The sequence below is a fragment of the Micromonospora arida genome, from assembly GCF_003857035.1.
Classification (GTDB): domain Bacteria; phylum Actinomycetota; class Actinomycetes; order Mycobacteriales; family Micromonosporaceae; genus Micromonospora; species Micromonospora arida.
In genome coordinates this window covers 1-16164 of record NZ_QGSY01000255.1, presented here as the reverse complement: position 1 = coordinate 16164, position 16164 = coordinate 1, and the positions used below count along the sequence as shown (strand labels likewise).

Sequence of the window (16164 nt, the reverse complement as noted above, 5' to 3'; positions counted from 1 at the left end):
GGCGGGATCGGGGATGGACACAGGACGGCGGGCGTCCCGAGGGACGCCCGCCGTTTTTCGTTCTCGTCAGTTCTGTGCGGCCGCGTCGCTGGGGGTGAGGCGGTCCGGGGTGGCGTCCAGGCCGGAGATCCAACCGGTGACGTCGCGGGCCACGTCCTGAGCGGTCAGACCCAGGTCGGCGAGGATCTGCGCGCGGGTGCCGTGCGGGTGCCAGTCGGCCGGCACACCCAGGTCCTTGAGCGGCACCCGGACGTCGGCGTCGCGCATCGCCTGGGCGAGCGCGTCGCCCACCCCGCCGACCCGGACGCCGTCCTCGACGCTGACCACGAGCCGGTGGCGGGCGGCCAGGTCGACCAGCTCCGCCGGGACCGGACGCACCCAGCGGGGGTCGACGACGGTGACCCCGTAGCCCTGCTCGGCGACCCGGGCGGCCACCTCCATGCCCAACTGGCCGAAGGAGCCGACGGCGACGAGCAGCACGTCCGTACGGGCGGACTCGGCCAGCACGTCGACCGGGCCGACCCGGCGCAGCGCCGGTAGGTCCGCGGCGACCGCACCGGTCGGGAACCGCACCACGGTCGGGCCGTTGTCGACGGCCATCGCCTCGCGCAACTCCTCGCGCAGGGTGGCGGCGTCGCGGGGAGCGGCGATCCGCAGCCCCGGCACCACCCCGAAGACCGACATGTCCCAGATGCCGTAGTGGCTGGGCCCGTCCGGGCCGGTGATGCCCGCCCGGTCCAGCACGAAGGTCACCGGCAGCTTGTGCATCGCCACGTCCAGCAGGACCTGGTCGAAGGCGCGGTTGAGGAAGGTGGCGTAGACCGCCACCACCGGGTGCAGACCACCGAGCGCCAACCCGGCCGCCGAGGTGGCCGCGTGCTGCTCGGCGATGCCCACGTCGTACACCCGCTCGGGGTACTTGCGGGCGAGCTTGGCGATGCCGGTCGGCTCGGCCATGGCGGCGGTGATGCCCACCACGTCCGGGCGCTCGTCGGCGATGGCCAGCAGCTCGTCGGCGAAGACGTGCGTCCACTTCACCGACGGGGCGGCCAGCAGCGCGCCGGTCTCCACGTCGAAGGCGCTGCCGGGGCCGTGCAGGCAGTCCGCCTCGTCCTCCTCGGCGGGACGGTAGCCGTAGCCCTTGCGGGTGACCGCGTGCACGATGACCGGGCCGCCGAAGTTCTTGGCCGCGCGCAGCGCCGCCTCGACCGCCGTCACGTCGTGCCCGTCCACCGGGCCCACGTACTTGATGCCCAGGTCCTCGAACATGGCCTGCGGGGCGACCGCGTCCTTGATGCCCTTCTTGACCGCGTGCAGCACCTCGTACATCGGCTTGCCGACCAGCGGCGTGGAGCCGAGGGCGTCCTTGACGGTGTCGAGGACCTTCTCGTAGCCCGGGTTGAGCCGCAGCGAGGAGAGGTGGTCGGCCAGCCCGCCGATGGTCGGCGAGTAGGACCGGCCGTTGTCGTTGACCACGATCACGAGCGAGTTGCCGGCGGTGGCGATGTTGTTCAGCGCCTCCCAGCACATGCCGCCGGTCAGCGCGCCGTCACCGACCACGGCCACGACGCTGCGCGCCTCGCCCCGCAGGGCGTACGCCTTGGCGAGGCCATCGGCGTAGGAGAGCGCGGTGGAAGCGTGCGAGTTCTCGATGAGGTCGTGCTCGCTCTCCGCCTGGCTGGGGTAGCCGGAGAGGCCACCGCGCTGGCGGAGCTTGTCGAAGCCGGCCTGACGCCCGGTAAGGATCTTGTGTACGTACGCCTGGTGGCCGGTGTCGAACAGAAGCCGGTCCCGGGGTGAGTCGAAGACGCGATGCATGGCGAGCGTCAGCTCGACCACACCGAGGTTGGGCCCGACGTGCCCGCCGGTACGGGAGACCTTGGTGATCAGGAAGTCCCGGATCTCGGCGGCGAGGACGTCCAGTTCCTCGCCAGACATCCGCTTGACGTCCTGCGGACCGCGAACCGTCCCCAGCAGCCGGCCGTGGTTGGCCGTGTCCTCTTCAACACTCATGAACGGAGAGTCTATCGGCCCCCCGGTACTCCGCAGCCCGGCCCGAGCCCCACGCACCCGGGCCGGGCGGGGAGTGGGCAGCTGAGCCCCCGGTCAGGCGCTGCCACAGCCGACGCGGGGGTGTTCTACCGCGCGTCCGGCGGAAGCAGCAGCCCGACCTGCTCGACGTGCTGCGTCATCGGGAAGAGATCGAATCCGCGCAGCGCCGCCAGCCGCCAACCGAGGTCGGCGAAGGTACGCACGTCCCGGGCGAAGGCGGCCGGGTCACAGGCCACGTACGCGACCGCCCGCGGGCCGGCGGCGGCCAGCGCGCGGACCACCGGGGCGCCGGCCCCGGAGCGCGGCGGGTCGAGCACCACCACGTCGACCGGGCCGGTGATTCGTCGGCGGGCCAGCGCGGTCTCCACCCGGGCCGACACCACCTCGACGCTGGGCAGGTCGGCGAGGTTCTCCCGGGCGGCGGCGACACCCTGCGCCGCCGCTTCGACCAGGGTCACCCGGCCGGTCGCGCCGACCCGTGCGGCCAGCCCGGCGGCGAACAACCCAGCGCCGCCGTAGAGGTCCCAGGCGACCTCGCCCGGCTGCGGGTCCAGCAACTCCAACACGGCCGTCGAGAGGGCGTCTGCGGCGGCCGGGTGTACCTGCCAGAACGCGGACGCGGGCAGCGTCCAGTCCCGTCCGGCGGCGACCTCGCGGACCTCGGTCGGGCCGCTGACCGGGGCGGGCACCCCGTCGCGGATCTCCGTGACGGTGACGTCTCCGCCGGTGCTGGCGACGGTCTCCACCGCCTCGGCGGCCGGCCAGCGCGCACCGGTGGGGGTGAGCACCGGCAGCTGCTGGATGGCCGGGTGGGCGATCCGGCAGCGGTCGATCGGCACCACCTCGTGCGAGCGGTGCTTGAGCAGGCCGGCCCGGTCGGCGGCGTCGACCGCGTAACGGACCCGGGAGCGCCAGCCGAGCAGCCCACCGGGCAACGCCTCGACCCGGACGCCGAGCCGGTCCAGCTCGACGTCGGTCAGCCCACCGAGGCGCACCAGCTGCTCGCGGACCACTGCGGTCTTCCAGGCAAGCTGCGCGGCCGGTGCGACGTGCTGGAGGTCGCAGCCCCCGCAGGCACCCGGCTTCGCGTACGGGCAGGGCGGCTCGACCCGGTCCGGTGAGGGCTCCAGCACGGTCACCGCGTCGGCCCGGACGAACCCCCGGTGCACCTCGGTGACCTCGGCGACGACCCGTTCACCGGGCAGCGCGTGCCGGACGAAGACCACCTGCCCGTCCACCCGGGCGACACAGTGCCCGCCGGGGGCGACGGCGTCGACGGTCAGCTCGACCCGGTCGGTCTCGGCCAGCCCCCGCTCGAACGCCGATGAGGCCGACGCCGACGGCGTCCTGGGTGTCGCGGTCCGCGGACCGCCCGGCTCAGTCACGACTGTTCCCCATCGTTCCGCTGTTCTCGGGCCCGCCCTCGCCGGGCGGCGCGGCCACCGGCGGCGTGGCGACCAGTGGTGGCACGGCGCTGCGGGGCCCCCGCGCCGGTGTCCGGGACAGCGTGGCGTCCAGCCGGTCCAGGTTCTTGCTCGCTGTCGACGCGAGCTGCCACGGCACGCTGACCACCATCACACCCGGTTCGAAGAGCAGCCGGCCCTTGAGGCGCAGGGCGCTCTGGTTGTGCAGCAGGTTCTCCCACCAACGGCCGACCACGTACTCCGGGATGAACACGGTGACCACGTCCCGGGGCGACTTGCGGCGGGTGGAGGCGACGAAGTCCAGGATCGGGCGGGTGATCTCCCGGTACGGCGAGTCGATCACGGTGAGCGGGATCGCCATCTCCCGTCGCTCCCAGTCGGCCTGCAGGTCCCGGGTGTCCTTCTCGTCCACGTTGACGGTCACCGCGGTGAGCGTGTCCGGCCGGGTGGCGCGGGCGTAGGCGATGGCCCGCAGCGTCGGCTGGTGCACCTTGCTGACCAGCACGATCGCGTGGTTGCGGGCGGGCAGCACGGCCCGGCCCTCGTCCGGTGGGGTCAGCTCGACGGCGATCCGGTCGTAGTGCCGGCGGATCGCCAGCATCAGCACGTAGATCACCGCCATCGCCGCGATCGCGATCCACGCGCCGAGTAGGAACTTGGTGATCAGGACGATCACCAGCACCGCACCGGTCAGGCCCGCGCCGAACGTGTTGATCGCCCGGGAGCGGTGCATCCGGCGACGTGCCTCCGGGTCCCGCTCGGTGCGTAGGTGCCGGTTCCAGTGCCGGATCATGCCGACCTGGGAGACGGTGAACGAGACGAAGACGCCGACGATGTAGAGCTGGATCAGCTTCGTCACCTCGGCCTGGAAGCCCACGATCAGCACGATCGCGAAGAGCGCCAGGAAGGTGATGCCGTTGGAGAAGGCCAGCCGGTCGCCCCGGGTGTGGAACTGGCGGGGCAGGTAGCGGTCCTGGGCGAGGATCGAGCCGAGCACCGGGAAGCCGTTGAACGCGGTGTTCGCCGCGAGGAACAGGATCAGGGCGGTCACCCCGGCCAGCACGTAGAGCAGGATCGACCCGGAACCGAAGACCGTCTCGCCGAGTTGGGTGGTGACCGTCTTCTGCACGTACCCCTCGGGGCCGGAGACGATCTGGAGGTTCGGATCCTCGACGAACTGGAGGTGGGTGAGCCGGGCCAGCCAGATGATCCCGACCAGCATGCTCACCGAGATGGTGCCGAGCAGCAGCAGGGTGGTGGCGGCGTTGCGGCTCTTCGGCGCCTTGAACGCCGGCACCCCGTTGGAGATCGCCTCCACGCCGGTGAGCGCGGCGGCGCCCGAGCTGAACGTCCGCAGCAGCAGGAAGACCAGCGCGAAACCGGTCACGCTGTGCTCGGCCTGGATCACCAGGTCGGCGCTCGGTGCGCGAAGCTCGTCGCCCAGCACGAAGACCCGGAACAGCCCGGTGAGCAGCATCCCGAGCATCACGATCACGAAGCCGTAGGTGGGGATGGCGAACGCCGTGCCCGACTCGCGCAGCCCGCGCAGGTTGACCGCGGTGAGCAGGACCACCGCGCTCACCGCGATGAGGACCTTGTGGGTGGCCACGAACGGCACCACCGAGCCGAGGTTGGCCACCCCGGAGGAGACCGACACCGCCACCGTGAGCACGTAGTCGACCAGCAACGCGCTGGCCACCCCGACGCCGAACTTCGGCCCCAGGTTGACAGTGGCCACCTCGTAGTCGCCGCCGCCGGAGGGGTAGGCGTACACGTTCTGCCGGTAGCTCGCCACCACGGTGAGCATGACCACGACCACGGCCAGCGCGATCCACGGCGAGAAGAAGTACGCGGACGCACCGGCGATGGAGAGGGTCAGCAGGATCTCGTCGGGCGCGTACGCGACGCTGGACAGCGCGTCGGACGCGAACACGGGCAGCGCGATGCGCTTCGGCAGGAGGGTGTGCTGCAGCCGGTCGGACCGGAACGGTCGACCGAGGAGAAGCCGCTTCAGCAGCGAGGTGGGACTGGCCACGAACGCCAAGAGTACGACCACCACGGCGGGGGCGCGGGGGTGGGCGATCACGGCTGCTCGCGACGGCGGGGTACGGTCGGTCCCCGCTCGCGACCGGGACGTGGCAGGCTCGCACTCGAAGGCCACCGGCAGCGGAAGTGGTACGCACCTTGGGAGGGACAGCGTGCACGTCGTGATCATGGGATGTGGTCGGGTCGGGTCGACCCTCGCCCACAGCCTGGAGTCCCGAGGGCACTCGGTGGCGGTGATCGACCAGGACGCCGACGCCTTCCGCCGGCTCGGCCCCGACTTCGCCGGGATCACGGTGACCGGGGCCGGTTTCGACGGCGAGGTGCTCCGCCAGGCCGGCATCGAGCGCGCGGATGCCTTCGCGGCGGTGTCGAGCGGCGACAACTCCAACATCATCTCGGCCCGGTTGGCCCGCGAGACGTTCGGCGTGTCCCGGGTCGCCGCCCGCATCTACGACCAGCGCCGGGCGCAGGTCTACGAGCGGCTGGGCATCCCCACCGTGGCGACAGTGCGGTGGACGGCGGACCGGATGCTGCGACACCTGGTGCCGGAGGGCAACGTGGAGATCTTCCGCGACCCGACGAGCACGGTGTCGATCGTCGAGGTGCCCGTACACAAGGACTGGATCGGCCGACCGGTGCGGACGCTAGAGGACGCGACCGGGGCGCGGGTGGCCTACCTGATCCGCTTCGGCATCGGCACGCTGCCCACCGGCTCCACCGTCATGCAGGAGGGCGACCAGGTATTCATGCTGGTCAGCGATGACATCGTGGCGACGGTCACGTCGGTGGCGGCGACGCCGCCGGAAGGAGGGCACTGAGCCATGCGGGTCGCCATCGCGGGCGCGGGCAACGTGGGCCGCTCGATCGCCCAGGAGCTGATCGACAACGGCCACCAGGTGATGCTGATCGAGCGCCAACCCAAGATGCTGCGCCCGGACCGGGTGCCGGCCGCCGAGTGGGTGCTGGCCGACGCGTGCGAGCTGAGCAGCCTGGAGGAGGCCGACGTCGCCGGCTGCGACGTGGTGGTCGCGGCGACCGGCGACGACAAGACCAACCTGGTGCTGTCGCTGCTGGCCAAGACCGAGTTCGCGGTGCCCCGGGTGGTCGCCCGGGTCAACCGGGCCGAGAACGAGTGGTTGTTCACCGAGCAGTGGGGCGTGGACGTCGCGGTGAGCAAGCCGCGGGTGATGGCCGCGCTCGTCGAGGAGGCGGTCACCGTCGGCGACCTGGTCCGGCTGATGACCTTCCGGCAGGGCGAGGCGAACCTCGTCGAGATCACGCTGCCGCCGACCGCCCCCTACGTCGGCCAGCCGATCCACGCCGTGCCGCTGCCCCGCGACTCCGCCCTGGTGGCGATCCTGCGCGGCAAGCGGGTCCTGGTGCCCAGCCCGGACGACCCGATCGAGGCCGGCGACGAGCTGATCTTCGTCTGCACCGCCGAGGTGGAGGACGAGGTCCGCGCGGTGATCCTCGGGCCGGACAGCGTCGAACGGACCCGCAGCTCACGCTGACCCCGACGGGCGCGCTGAGCGATCCGGGTGGCCCGGCCTCGCTCAGGCGCTGGGCAGCGGGGCCGGCGGCGACTCCCGGGTGACCCGGCGCACCGTCCAGACCGTGATCAGCAACAGCAGCGCGTACGGCGGGTAGCCCAGCGCCAGCCGGGCCACACCCAGGGCGGTGTCCTGGTGAGCCAGGTAGAGCCCGGCCTGCACGCCCACCTTGGCCAGCCAGACCACGCCCCAGAGCACGGTCAGCTGGGTGAAGGTGCGCACCAGCTTCGGGTCGGACCGCCACTCCGAACGGCCCTTGGCCACCAACACCGACCAGATCCAGCCGACGAGGGGCTGCCGGATCACGGCCGAGATCAGCAGGGCGACGCCGTAGCCGATGCCGTAGAGGATGCCGGGAAGGTAGAAGTCACGCTCGTCACCGGTGCGCCACGCGATGGCCGCGCCGACGCCGACGCCGAAGAGCCCGTTGACGGCGTGCCGGATCGGCCGACGCTGAGCCAGCCGCAGCCCGGCGATCAGCACGGCGACCACGATCGACGCGATCACCGCCGGCCGCAGCTCGCCGATGATGTTGGCGACGACGAACACCACGACCGGGATGCTCGACTCGACCAGCCCACGCCAGCCGCCGAGCTGGTCGGCCATCTGCTCGGCGATTGTCGGCAGCGGCTCCTCGCCCTGAGGGTCGGTATCCGGCTGTGCCGCCCGGTCCTGTCCCGTCGTCATCGCCGGCCTTCCGTCCGCAGTGCCGTCACTTGGGCAAGTCCAGCTCGTAGTAGGGGTTGTAGATGACCTTGCGGTCGTCGCGCACGGCCACCCGGCCACGGGCGGTCAGATGCCGGCCCGGCTCGATCCCGGCGATGTGCCGGCGACCCAGCCAGACGAGGGTCACCACGTCACTGCCGTCGTACAGGTCGGCCTCAAGGGTCGGCAGATTGGTGCGCGGCGTGTAGACCACCGTGCGCAGCCGACCGGCGACCGAGACCAGCTGACCCCGGGAGCACTGCTGGGCGGGAATTCCGCCGCACTCGGCGCTCTCCCGACGCAGCTCCTGCGCGTCGATCTCGGCCTCGCTGGCGGTGAACCTCTGCAGGATGCGCCGCAGCGACACCCGGCCCTCGTCGGTCATCATGACCTCCGCGTCACCCTCTCCACGCTCGCCGTCCCCGGCCGGCCCCGGCGGCGCCGGAACCGTGCCGCCAGCGTACGCCGACGGGGCTGGTTCCGGCGGGCCGGTGCGCGCGGGTCAGACCTGCCGCGGCGCGGCGGCGGCGTCGCCCGCCTCGGCCTCGGCCTGCTCGGCGACCTCCCGGGGCAGCCGCAGCGGCAGCGGCTCGCGGACCGGCTTCGCCTCCTGCCCACGGTCGACCACCAGGCCGTCCAGGCACTCGACGAGCGGCCCGGCCATGGCCGGGTCGACGGCCACCGGACCCTGGAACACGCCCCGGACCATCCAGCGCGGCCCGTCGATTCCGACGAACCGCAGGTTCGTCGGGCCGTCCGGGGTATTCACCTGGGCGTGCAGCTCCGGGCCGTACTCGCCGGCGACCTCCTGCGCGCTCGCGCCGTCGCGGAGCAGCGACTGCCGGATCTCCTCGCGCACCTCGTCCCAGATCCCCTCGGACCGGGGGGCGGCGAAGACGCCCAACTGGAGCGCGTTGTCACCGTGCACCAGCACCACCTGCTGGACCACGCCCTGCGGGTCGGCCTGCACCCGCACCTCGACGTCGGCGATCGCCGGGATGTGCAGGCTGCCCAGGTCGAGTCGCTGCACGTCGTCGTAGCTCTCGGAGATGTCGTACGGGCCGCGCTCCAGCGTCGGCGTCGCATCGCCCTGGTCCGGGACCTGGGTGGCCCGCTCGTCACGGGTCTGCCGCTCCGCATCGGCCCGCTTTCGGGAGAAGATCACTGCGCCTGCCCTCCGCTGTTCACACTCACCCTGCCACCTCTTCCGTCTGCCCGCGGCCCGGCTCGCTCGGCCGCCGCTCGACCCGGTCCTGGCCCGTCGGCGACGGCACCAGCCCGGCGTGCCCACCGGTGGACCCGTGCCCACCGGTCCCGCGCCGGGACGCGGGCAGCTCGACCACCGGCTCGAACCGCGCCCGCGCGACCTGCTGGACCACGAGCTGCGCGATCCGATCGCCGCGGGAGATCTTCGCCGGCACATCCCGATCATGATTGATCAGGTTGACCAGGATCTCACCCCGGTAGCCGGCGTCGACCGTACCGGGCGCGTTGAGCACCGTCACGCCGAGCCTGGCCGCCAGACCGGAGCGGGGATGGACCAGGCCCACGTACCCCTCCGGCAGCGCGATGGCCACGCCGGTGGGCACCAGGGCACGGCCGCCGGGTGGCAGCTCCACGTCCGCGGCCGCCACCAGGTCGGCCCCGGCATCGCCGGGATGGGCGTACGTGGGCAACGGCAGCTCCGGGTCGAGCAGCTGCACGGGCACGGGTACGACGTCGGTCACGGGTCCCCTCTTCCGTCCGGTTCGCGGGGTGACCCTGCCATCCTGCCGGTTCGTCGACCTGCCGTGCGCCGTACCCTCGCAGGAGTGAGCATGTCGCCCTCCCCGTCCGCCGAACAGCCTCCGGTCGCCGCCCGCTCGGCATACAAAGAGCGGCTGAATCTGCCCTGGTGGCTGTGGCTGGCCGGGCTGGTGGCCGCCGCGTTGCTGGCCGTCGAGATCTGGATGGGCGCCTCCGGCGTCCGCGCCTGGCTGCCGTTCGCCGTGCTGGTGCCGCTCACCGCAGTCGGGCTGTGGTGGCTGGGCCGGATCCGGGTCGGGGTGGCCGACGCCGAGCTGCGGGTGGACGACGCCCGCCTGCCGGTCCGTTTCGTGGCCGACGTGGTGCCACTGGACGTGGCCGGCCGACGTGAGGTGCTCGGCGTCGGTGCGGACCCGCTCGCCTTCGTGGTGCAGCGACCCTGGATCGGCGGCGCCGTGCAGGTGATCCTCGACGATCCAGCGGATCCGACCCCGTTCTGGGTGGTGAGCACCCGCCACCCGGTCGAGCTGGCCGAGGCGGTGCTGACCGCGCGGGACGCCCTGGCGGCTACCCATCCGACTGCGGGCGAGCCGCCGGGCTGACCCGACGCCGAAGGGCCGCTCAGGTGCCGGTCGGTGGGCCCGGTAGGGCCGCCGGTGGCGCGGGCCGGGCGATGCCCCGCCGGCGCAGGTCCACTTGGAGTTGGTCGGCCATCTGCTGGGTGGCCCGGCGGTTGAGGAAGCTGGCCACCGCCGCTCCGGTCAGGAACGGCCCGAGCGTGGTGAGGTTGCGACCGAAGCGCCGCAGCAGCATGTCCCGCAACTCTTTGCGTGCGGCGGTGCCGAGCACCGCTCCCACTCCCACGCCGGGCACCATCGGGTTGACGCCGCGTTGAGTGGCCCAGGAGTGCACCAGCGCGACCGCCCGTTGGCTGCCGGCGGCCGGTAGTGCCACGCCGTGGATCTCGTGCAGCTCGCCGACCAGTTTCAGCTCCACCGCCACCACGGCCACGGTCTCGGCGGCGAGCAGCACCGGCGCGGAGAGCAGGGTCGGGGCCACCGTCCACTCGACAGCGGCGACGCCCCCACCGGCCGCGCCGACCGCCGCGGTGGTCCTCGACGCGTTGCGGATGAGCCGGTCGGCCAGGGCGGCGTCGTCCAGGCCGGGGAAGTGCTGGCGCAGCGTGTCCAGGTCCCGTACCGGCACGTGTGGGGCGATCTCGGTGACGGTGTCGACCATCCACCGCACGGCGGCGCGCGGCTTGAACAGGTCGGAGATTCCCCGGGCACGGGCCTGCCCGACCATCCGGGTCAGGAGTTGACGGCGTCGGGCCGGCGCGATGTCGTCCGCGGTCAACGCCGCGACGGTGGCACCGAGGTCGTCCGTGCCACGGGTGGCACCGAGGCCGTCCGTGCCGCCATCGGTGGTGCCGCCTCGATCGCTCATCGGACCTCCCGGTGCTGTGGCTACCCGCTACGAGTCAAGCAGGTACCCACCGCTGCCGCATGCCTACACCGGCAGCGGCGACCTCGTTCAGGAGGCCGCCGCCGGTGTTGTTGTGGCTGTCAGACGCACTCGCGGCAGATCAGCTCGCCGTTACGCTCGACCGCCAGCTGGCTACGGTGGTGGACCAGGAAGCAGCGGGCGCACCGGAACTCGTCCTGCTGCATCGGAAGCACCTTGACCGTGAGCTCCTCGTCGGCCAGATCGGCACCGGGCAGCTCGAAGCTCTCGGCCACCTCGGCCTCGTCGACGTCCACCGCGCCCGACTGTGAGTCGACGCGCCGTGCCTTGAGCTCTTCCAGGCTGTCCTCGCCGAGGTCGACCTCGTCGCGACGCGGGGCGTCGTAGTCGGTGGCCATCGGTTTCACTCTCCCATATCGATGTTGTCGCTTCCGGTTGTAACGCCGGACGACGCTGTTTCGGTTCCGTTGGCCGGCCACCACTTGTGTCGGGCACCCGACCCGAGGACCGAACGGGTCGAGCTCGCCGGGGCGACTCCCCTGCGAGCGCGGAACCTTACCCCCCCTTGGGCGAGGCATGTATACCGCCCTTGCGGCTGAGATGTACGCCCCCGCACGCGAAGTTGTTCCCAATGTGATTCAGGCGACACGAAGATAGGGGTAGTAGTACCCGGTTCACGGTCGGCGCGCCGGCATGTCGGGCTGTTTCCACGCGACGGCCGGACAACCGTTAACCTCAGCGGCGTATTCGACGGCCGGCGGCCTGAGCGATCGTTCCCGGCCGCCACCACCCACTGAGGTCCGGGGAGTGCCCTGATGAGTTTTGCGCGCGTGCGAGCACTCGTCGTCGTCGGCCTGCTGGCGATCATCGCCCTGGTCTTCGTCGTCGTGGCCGTGGTCCGCGACAGCCAGGGCAACGTGGGCACCGCGGCGGGTTGCCCCGAGGGCTGGCCGTTGGCGGATCTGACCCTGCGCGAGCGCAAAGACGTCAAGATCAACGTGTTCAATGCCACGGATCAGCCCGGCCTCGCCCACACCGTCGCCGACGAGTTCAGCAACCGACAGTTCCAGGTCAAGAAGACCGGGAACGAGAAGAAGGTCAACAGCGTCGCGTTGCTGCGGTACGGCCCGAAGGGCGTCGGGTCCGCGCACCTGCTCCAGGCGTACTTCCTCAACAACGCCACCCCTGGCTACGACCCGAAGCGCACCGACGACACCGTGGACGTGGTGCTGGGCAACAACTTCCAGCAGCTCGCCACCACGACCGAGGTCAACCAGTCGCTCGGCGACTCGGGTCCGCCGGAGGCTCCCAAGGGCTCCTGCCCGTCCCCACCCGCCAAGTGACGGCGTAACCGGCCCACCGCAGCACCAGGTCGGCGACCGGCACCGACCTGGCCCGCCGACCAGAGGCAGCCGCTCAAGGGCCGGAGCCGGCCGCTCAGAGGCTCGAACCACCCGCCCAGAAGGCCGGAGACGACCGCTCAAAGCCGGCGGCCTGGTCCGCCGGTCAGGGACCGCCGGCGGCGTCCAGCGCGGCCAGCCGGTCGTGCAGCGGCGCGAAGAGCGCGGGCGGGGCCGCGACCACCAGATCCGGCCCTGGCGGCCGACCGGCCAGGCCGGCGACCCGAACCCCCGCCTCGGCGGCCACCAGCCCGCCAGCCGCCAGATCCCAGGCCGCAAGGCCCTTCTCGAAGTACGCGTCGAGCCGCCCCTCGGCGACCAGGCAGAGGTCCAGCGCCGCGGCGCCGAGCCGGCGGATGTCCCGTACGTGTGCGATCAGCCCGGCCACCACCTGCGCCTGGTGCGCCCGACGGCCGGCGTCGTAGCCGAAGCCGGTGCCGACCAGCGCCTGCCCCAGATCGACCTCGCCGGAGCAACGCAGCCGGACACCGTCGCGCCAGGCCCCACCGCCGGCTGTGGCGGTCCATTGCTCGCCGGTGCTCACGTTGCGCACCACGCCGGCAACCACCACCCCGTCCACCTCGGCGGCCAGCGAGACCGCGGAGTGCGGCAGCCCGTACAGGTAGTTCACCGTGCCGTCGATCGGGTCGACGATCCAGCGCACACCGCTGCGCGTCGCGCCGGGAGCTCCCTCGCCGTACTCCTCACCCAGCACCGAGTCGTCCGGGCGCAGCGCGGCCAACGCGTCGAGGATCTGCCGCTCCACCGCCCGGTCGGCGGCGGTGACCACGTCGGTGACGGTGCTCTTGGTGGCGGCGACGACGACCCCCTCGGCGCGCATCCGGTACGCGGTGTCCGCCGCGTCCCGAGCCACCTCCACAGCGATGGTCAGCAGCTCCGACGGTGTCGTGGCCGAGTTGGTCATGATTCGCCTCTTTCCGCACTCCGGGTGCATGGGGTGGGTGAAACGTCCGACCCCGGCTTCCGAAGATCATCGTTCCCGACGCCGCACGACGGCACCAGACCGGGATCTTCCGGCACCTGGAATCCGCTACGAGGTGAGCGCACCCGCACGCCCTCGCAGCTTGAGCGGCCGACCTCCGCCAATATGCCCCTTTCGGTTGGTAATGTCGGTTAAGTGCTTACCGCCCCGTCCATGCTCGGCTCACAACCGTTGCCCAACCGCGACCTGGTGGAGACGCCACCGGCCGGACCGACAGCGACCTCGGTGATCCACACGCGCACCCTCGCAACCGCGAGGTTGACCTCGTACTGCCTGCTCAAACGGCAGTTTGGACACGATCTGCGCGCCACCGGGCTCGACGACGGAAGCCCTTCGCCGGCCGCGCGGCTATCATTACCGCGAAGCCCATATCTCCACCCCACCGACGGTCCCCACCGGCGGTACGCGGTGCGGAGCAGGATGATCGCCGCAGACGGCGTTACAATTCACCCCTGCCCACGCGGCACGGACCGCCGAAGACCGGCCGGACCGTGACACGAGGGTCCCTCAACCACATCGCCCGGCACGGTAACCCTCGCTGCGCTGGACGAACCCGCCGTGCCCGCTCTTCGCCTCCGGAAGGTCATTCGTGACAGAACCCCGCCAGCCCGGCGCCGACGTTCGCTCGCTCACCGACACCCTGATCGCCCACGCGCAGAGCGCCGGTAATCAGCTCACGTCGGCTCAGCTCGCGCGCACCGTCGAGTCCGCCGAGGTGACTCCGGCCCAGGCCAAGAAGATCCTGCGGGCGCTCTCCGAGGCGGGAGTGACCGTCGTGGTGGACGGCTCGGCGAGCACCCGGCGCCGCGTCGCCGCGGCCCGCTCGACCACGCCAGCGTCCCGGGCGACCACCGCCAAGACCACCAAGAAGGCCGCCGCGCCGGCACCGAAGCAGGCGCCTGCCGGCGACGACGCCCCGGCGACGTCGGCCCCGCGCAAGGTGGCCGCCCGCAAGGCGACCGGCACCGCCGCCGAGGCCGCCACGGCGACGCCAGCGAAGGCGACCAAGTCGACCCGAGCCACCAAGGCGACAGTGGCTGCGGCAGCCGGAGCCAAGCCGACCAAGGCTGGCGGCAAGGCCAAGGGCGAGGGCGCCGAGGGCGAGATCGACCCGGAGGAGCTGGCCGCCGCGATCGAGGACGTGGTGGTCGAGGAGCCGGCCGAGCTGGCCCAGGCCGCCGAGACCGACGCCGCCGCCTCCGCGACCGACAACGACTTCGAGTGGGACGACGAGGAGTCCGAGGCCCTCAAGCAGGCGCGACGCGACGCCGAGCTGACCGCCTCCGCCGACTCCGTCCGGGCGTACCTGAAGCAGATCGGCAAGGTTCCGCTGCTCAACGCCGAGCAGGAGGTGGAGCTGGCCAAGCGGATCGAGGCCGGGCTCTACGCCGCCGAGCGGCTGCGGGCTGCCGACGAGGGCGAGGAGAAGCTCGTCCGGGAGATGGTCCGTGACCTGGGCTGGATCTCCCGCGACGGCGAGCGGGCCAAGAACCACCTCCTGGAGGCGAACCTCCGACTGGTGGTGTCGCTGGCCAAGCGCTACACGGGCCGAGGCATGGCCTTCCTCGACCTGATCCAGGAGGGCAACCTCGGTCTGATCCGGGCCGTGGAGAAGTTCGACTACACCAAGGGCTACAAGTTCTCCACGTACGCCACCTGGTGGATCCGACAGGCCATCACCCGCGCCATGGCCGACCAGGCCCGCACCATCCGCATCCCGGTGCACATGGTCGAGGTCATCAACAAGCTCGGCCGCATACAGCGTGAGCTGCTCCAGGACCTGGGCCGCGAGCCCACTCCGGAGGAGCTGGCCAAGGAGATGGACATCACACCCGAGAAGGTGCTGGAGATCCAGCAGTACGCTCGGGAGCCCATCTCACTGGACCAGACCATCGGCGACGAGGGCGACAGCCAGCTCGGCGACTTCATCGAGGACTCCGAGGCCGTGGTCGCGGTCGACGCGGTCTCGTTCTCGCTCCTGCAGGACCAGCTCCAGCAGGTGCTGCAGACGCTCTCCGAGCGTGAGGCGGGTGTGGTACGCCTGCGCTTCGGCCTGACCGACGGCCAACCGCGGACGCTCGACGAGATCGGCCAGGTCTACGGGGTGACCCGGGAGCGGATCCGGCAGATCGAGTCCAAGACGATGTCCAAGCTGCGTCACCCGTCCCGGTCGCAGGTCCTCCGGGACTACCTGGACTGAGCGGGTTTCGTCAACCGAACGTGTCGTTTTGACCACCTGGTGTGCAACACCAGATGGTGATCGTGCGGATGCACGAATGTGATCGTTGACGTGGCACCCTGGGTGCACGGCACACTGTCCCTTCCAGGTGTGACCTCGGTCCCCCGCGGGCACACAGGGAAGGCAGTGCCTAGTAAGGGTGTTGCACGATAGGTGAGCAACGACCGAAGAGATTGTTCATCGGTGACGACCAGAGGAGGAAGGCGATGACCCCGACCCTCACGCCGCCGCCCGAGACGGTGGCGCCCCCAGCCGCCGATGAACGGTGCGACCGCTGCAATGCTGCCGGGAAGCTCCGGATCACTCTGGCGGGTGGGAGCGAGCTGGTGTTCTGCGGGCACCACGCGAACAAGTACGCGGAGGATCTCGTGAAGATCACCGAGCGGTTCGCAACGGAGCCCGATTTCAGCTGGCGTGGCGCCGATCTGATGGCGAACTAAATCCGCAAACCGACATAGCTGACCGGAGGCACCCCGAGGGTGCCTCCGGTCAGCTTTTTCTGTCCGCCCCGCGCCCCGCGCCCCGCGCCCCGCGC

The 16164-nt window shown here is 71.6% G+C and carries 16 protein-coding genes; 6 read left to right on the top strand and 10 right to left on the bottom strand.

Annotation, left to right across the window (positions count from 1 at the left end):
* Positions 1-66: 66 nt before the first annotated feature.
* From dxs to DLJ58_RS25605, 3 genes are all read right to left on the bottom strand, one after another.
* The gene (gene dxs / locus DLJ58_RS25615; protein WP_124860031.1) at positions 67-2013 is read right to left on the bottom strand and encodes a 1-deoxy-D-xylulose-5-phosphate synthase; all 1947 of its coding nucleotides are present in this window, start codon (positions 2011-2013) and stop codon (positions 67-69) included.
* A gap of 125 nt (positions 2014-2138) precedes the next feature.
* A complete protein-coding gene (locus tag DLJ58_RS25610; protein ID WP_124860033.1) occupies positions 2139-3359 on the bottom strand; it encodes a class I SAM-dependent RNA methyltransferase in 1221 nt (406 codons plus the stop codon).
* A 70-nt stretch (positions 3360-3429) separates the two neighbouring features.
* The gene (locus DLJ58_RS25605) at positions 3430-5511 is read right to left on the bottom strand and encodes an APC family permease (protein WP_124860029.1); all 2082 of its coding nucleotides are present in this window, start codon (positions 5509-5511) and stop codon (positions 3430-3432) included.
* Between the two features lie 163 nt (positions 5512-5674).
* On the opposite strand from DLJ58_RS25605, the gene DLJ58_RS25600 reads away from it, so the two are divergent.
* Positions 5675-6340 (top strand): potassium channel family protein, encoded by a 666-nt coding sequence (locus DLJ58_RS25600; protein WP_112586756.1) that lies wholly within the window; start codon positions 5675-5677, stop codon positions 6338-6340.
* Between the two features lie 3 nt (positions 6341-6343).
* Positions 6344-7033, top strand: coding sequence for a potassium channel family protein (locus DLJ58_RS25595; RefSeq protein WP_124860027.1), 690 nt, complete (start codon positions 6344-6346; stop codon positions 7031-7033).
* A gap of 42 nt (positions 7034-7075) precedes the next feature.
* On the opposite strand, the gene DLJ58_RS25590 is transcribed toward DLJ58_RS25595, so the two are convergent.
* From DLJ58_RS25590 to dut, 4 genes are all read right to left on the bottom strand, one after another.
* Complete coding sequence (locus DLJ58_RS25590) at positions 7076-7759, bottom strand: DUF3159 domain-containing protein (protein WP_124860025.1); 684 nt, start codon at positions 7757-7759, stop codon at positions 7076-7078.
* Between the two features lie 25 nt (positions 7760-7784).
* Entirely contained in the window at positions 7785-8165 is a 381-nt protein-coding gene (locus DLJ58_RS25585; protein WP_124860023.1) for an OB-fold nucleic acid binding domain-containing protein, read from the bottom strand.
* 114 nt (positions 8166-8279) lie between these two features.
* Positions 8280-8942, bottom strand: a complete 663-nt coding sequence (locus tag DLJ58_RS25580) for a DUF3710 domain-containing protein (RefSeq protein WP_124860021.1) — start codon at positions 8940-8942, stop codon at positions 8280-8282.
* A 25-nt stretch (positions 8943-8967) separates the two neighbouring features.
* A complete protein-coding gene (dut, locus tag DLJ58_RS25575) occupies positions 8968-9504 on the bottom strand; it encodes a dUTP diphosphatase (protein WP_091400603.1) in 537 nt (178 codons plus the stop codon).
* A gap of 84 nt (positions 9505-9588) precedes the next feature.
* Between dut and DLJ58_RS25570 the strand changes: the two genes are divergently transcribed.
* Positions 9589-10125 carry a DUF3093 domain-containing protein gene (locus tag DLJ58_RS25570; protein WP_425271346.1) on the top strand — a complete coding sequence of 179 codons (537 nt, stop codon included), beginning with the start codon at positions 9589-9591 and terminating at the stop codon, positions 10123-10125.
* Between the two features lie 19 nt (positions 10126-10144).
* Here the strand turns inward: DLJ58_RS25570 and DLJ58_RS25565 are convergent, their stop codons facing one another.
* Positions 10145-10969: a hypothetical protein gene (locus DLJ58_RS25565; protein ID WP_124860017.1), complete on the bottom strand. Its 825-nt coding sequence runs from the start codon at positions 10967-10969 to the stop codon at positions 10145-10147.
* 119 nt (positions 10970-11088) lie between these two features.
* Positions 11089-11385 carry a DUF4193 domain-containing protein gene (locus tag DLJ58_RS25560; protein ID WP_007075406.1) on the bottom strand — a complete coding sequence of 99 codons (297 nt, stop codon included), beginning with the start codon at positions 11383-11385 and terminating at the stop codon, positions 11089-11091.
* A gap of 432 nt (positions 11386-11817) precedes the next feature.
* On the opposite strand from DLJ58_RS25560, the gene DLJ58_RS25555 reads away from it, so the two are divergent.
* Complete coding sequence (locus DLJ58_RS25555; RefSeq protein ID WP_208741328.1) at positions 11818-12330, top strand: LytR C-terminal domain-containing protein; 513 nt, start codon at positions 11818-11820, stop codon at positions 12328-12330.
* Between the two features lie 163 nt (positions 12331-12493).
* On the opposite strand, the gene DLJ58_RS25550 is transcribed toward DLJ58_RS25555, so the two are convergent.
* On the bottom strand, positions 12494-13312 hold the full coding sequence (locus DLJ58_RS25550; RefSeq protein WP_124860013.1) for an inositol monophosphatase family protein: 819 nt from the start codon (positions 13310-13312) through the stop codon (positions 12494-12496).
* A 667-nt stretch (positions 13313-13979) separates the two neighbouring features.
* Here DLJ58_RS25550 and DLJ58_RS25545 point away from each other — a divergent pair.
* Together DLJ58_RS25545 and DLJ58_RS25540 are read left to right on the top strand one after the other, a co-directional pair.
* Positions 13980-15590 (top strand): RNA polymerase sigma factor, encoded by a 1611-nt coding sequence (locus DLJ58_RS25545; RefSeq protein ID WP_124860011.1) that lies wholly within the window; start codon positions 13980-13982, stop codon positions 15588-15590.
* Between the two features lie 245 nt (positions 15591-15835).
* Positions 15836-16069 (top strand): DUF7455 domain-containing protein, encoded by a 234-nt coding sequence (locus tag DLJ58_RS25540; protein WP_030337431.1) that lies wholly within the window; start codon positions 15836-15838, stop codon positions 16067-16069.
* Positions 16070-16164: the final 95 nt, after the last annotated feature.

What these genes read in the sequence shown, in the direction of transcription:
- DLJ58_RS25565 (WP_124860017.1), bottom strand. Translation starts at nt 10,969, where the DNA reads ATGAGCGATCGAGGCGGCACCACCGATGGCGGCACGGACGGCCTCGGT.
- DLJ58_RS25560 (WP_007075406.1), bottom strand. Translation starts at nt 11,385, where the DNA reads ATGGCCACCGACTACGACGCCCCGCGTCGCGACGAGGTCGACCTCGGC.
- DLJ58_RS25595 (WP_124860027.1), top strand. Translation starts at nt 6,344, where the DNA reads ATGCGGGTCGCCATCGCGGGCGCGGGCAACGTGGGCCGCTCGATCGCC.
- DLJ58_RS25590 (WP_124860025.1), bottom strand. Translation starts at nt 7,759, where the DNA reads ATGACGACGGGACAGGACCGGGCGGCACAGCCGGATACCGACCCTCAG.
- DLJ58_RS25585 (WP_124860023.1), bottom strand. Translation starts at nt 8,165, where the DNA reads ATGATGACCGACGAGGGCCGGGTGTCGCTGCGGCGCATCCTGCAGAGG.
- dxs (WP_124860031.1), bottom strand. Translation starts at nt 2,013, where the DNA reads ATGAGTGTTGAAGAGGACACGGCCAACCACGGCCGGCTGCTGGGGACG.
- DLJ58_RS25540 (WP_030337431.1), top strand. Translation starts at nt 15,836, where the DNA reads ATGACCCCGACCCTCACGCCGCCGCCCGAGACGGTGGCGCCCCCAGCC.
- DLJ58_RS25550 (WP_124860013.1), bottom strand. Translation starts at nt 13,312, where the DNA reads ATGACCAACTCGGCCACGACACCGTCGGAGCTGCTGACCATCGCTGTG.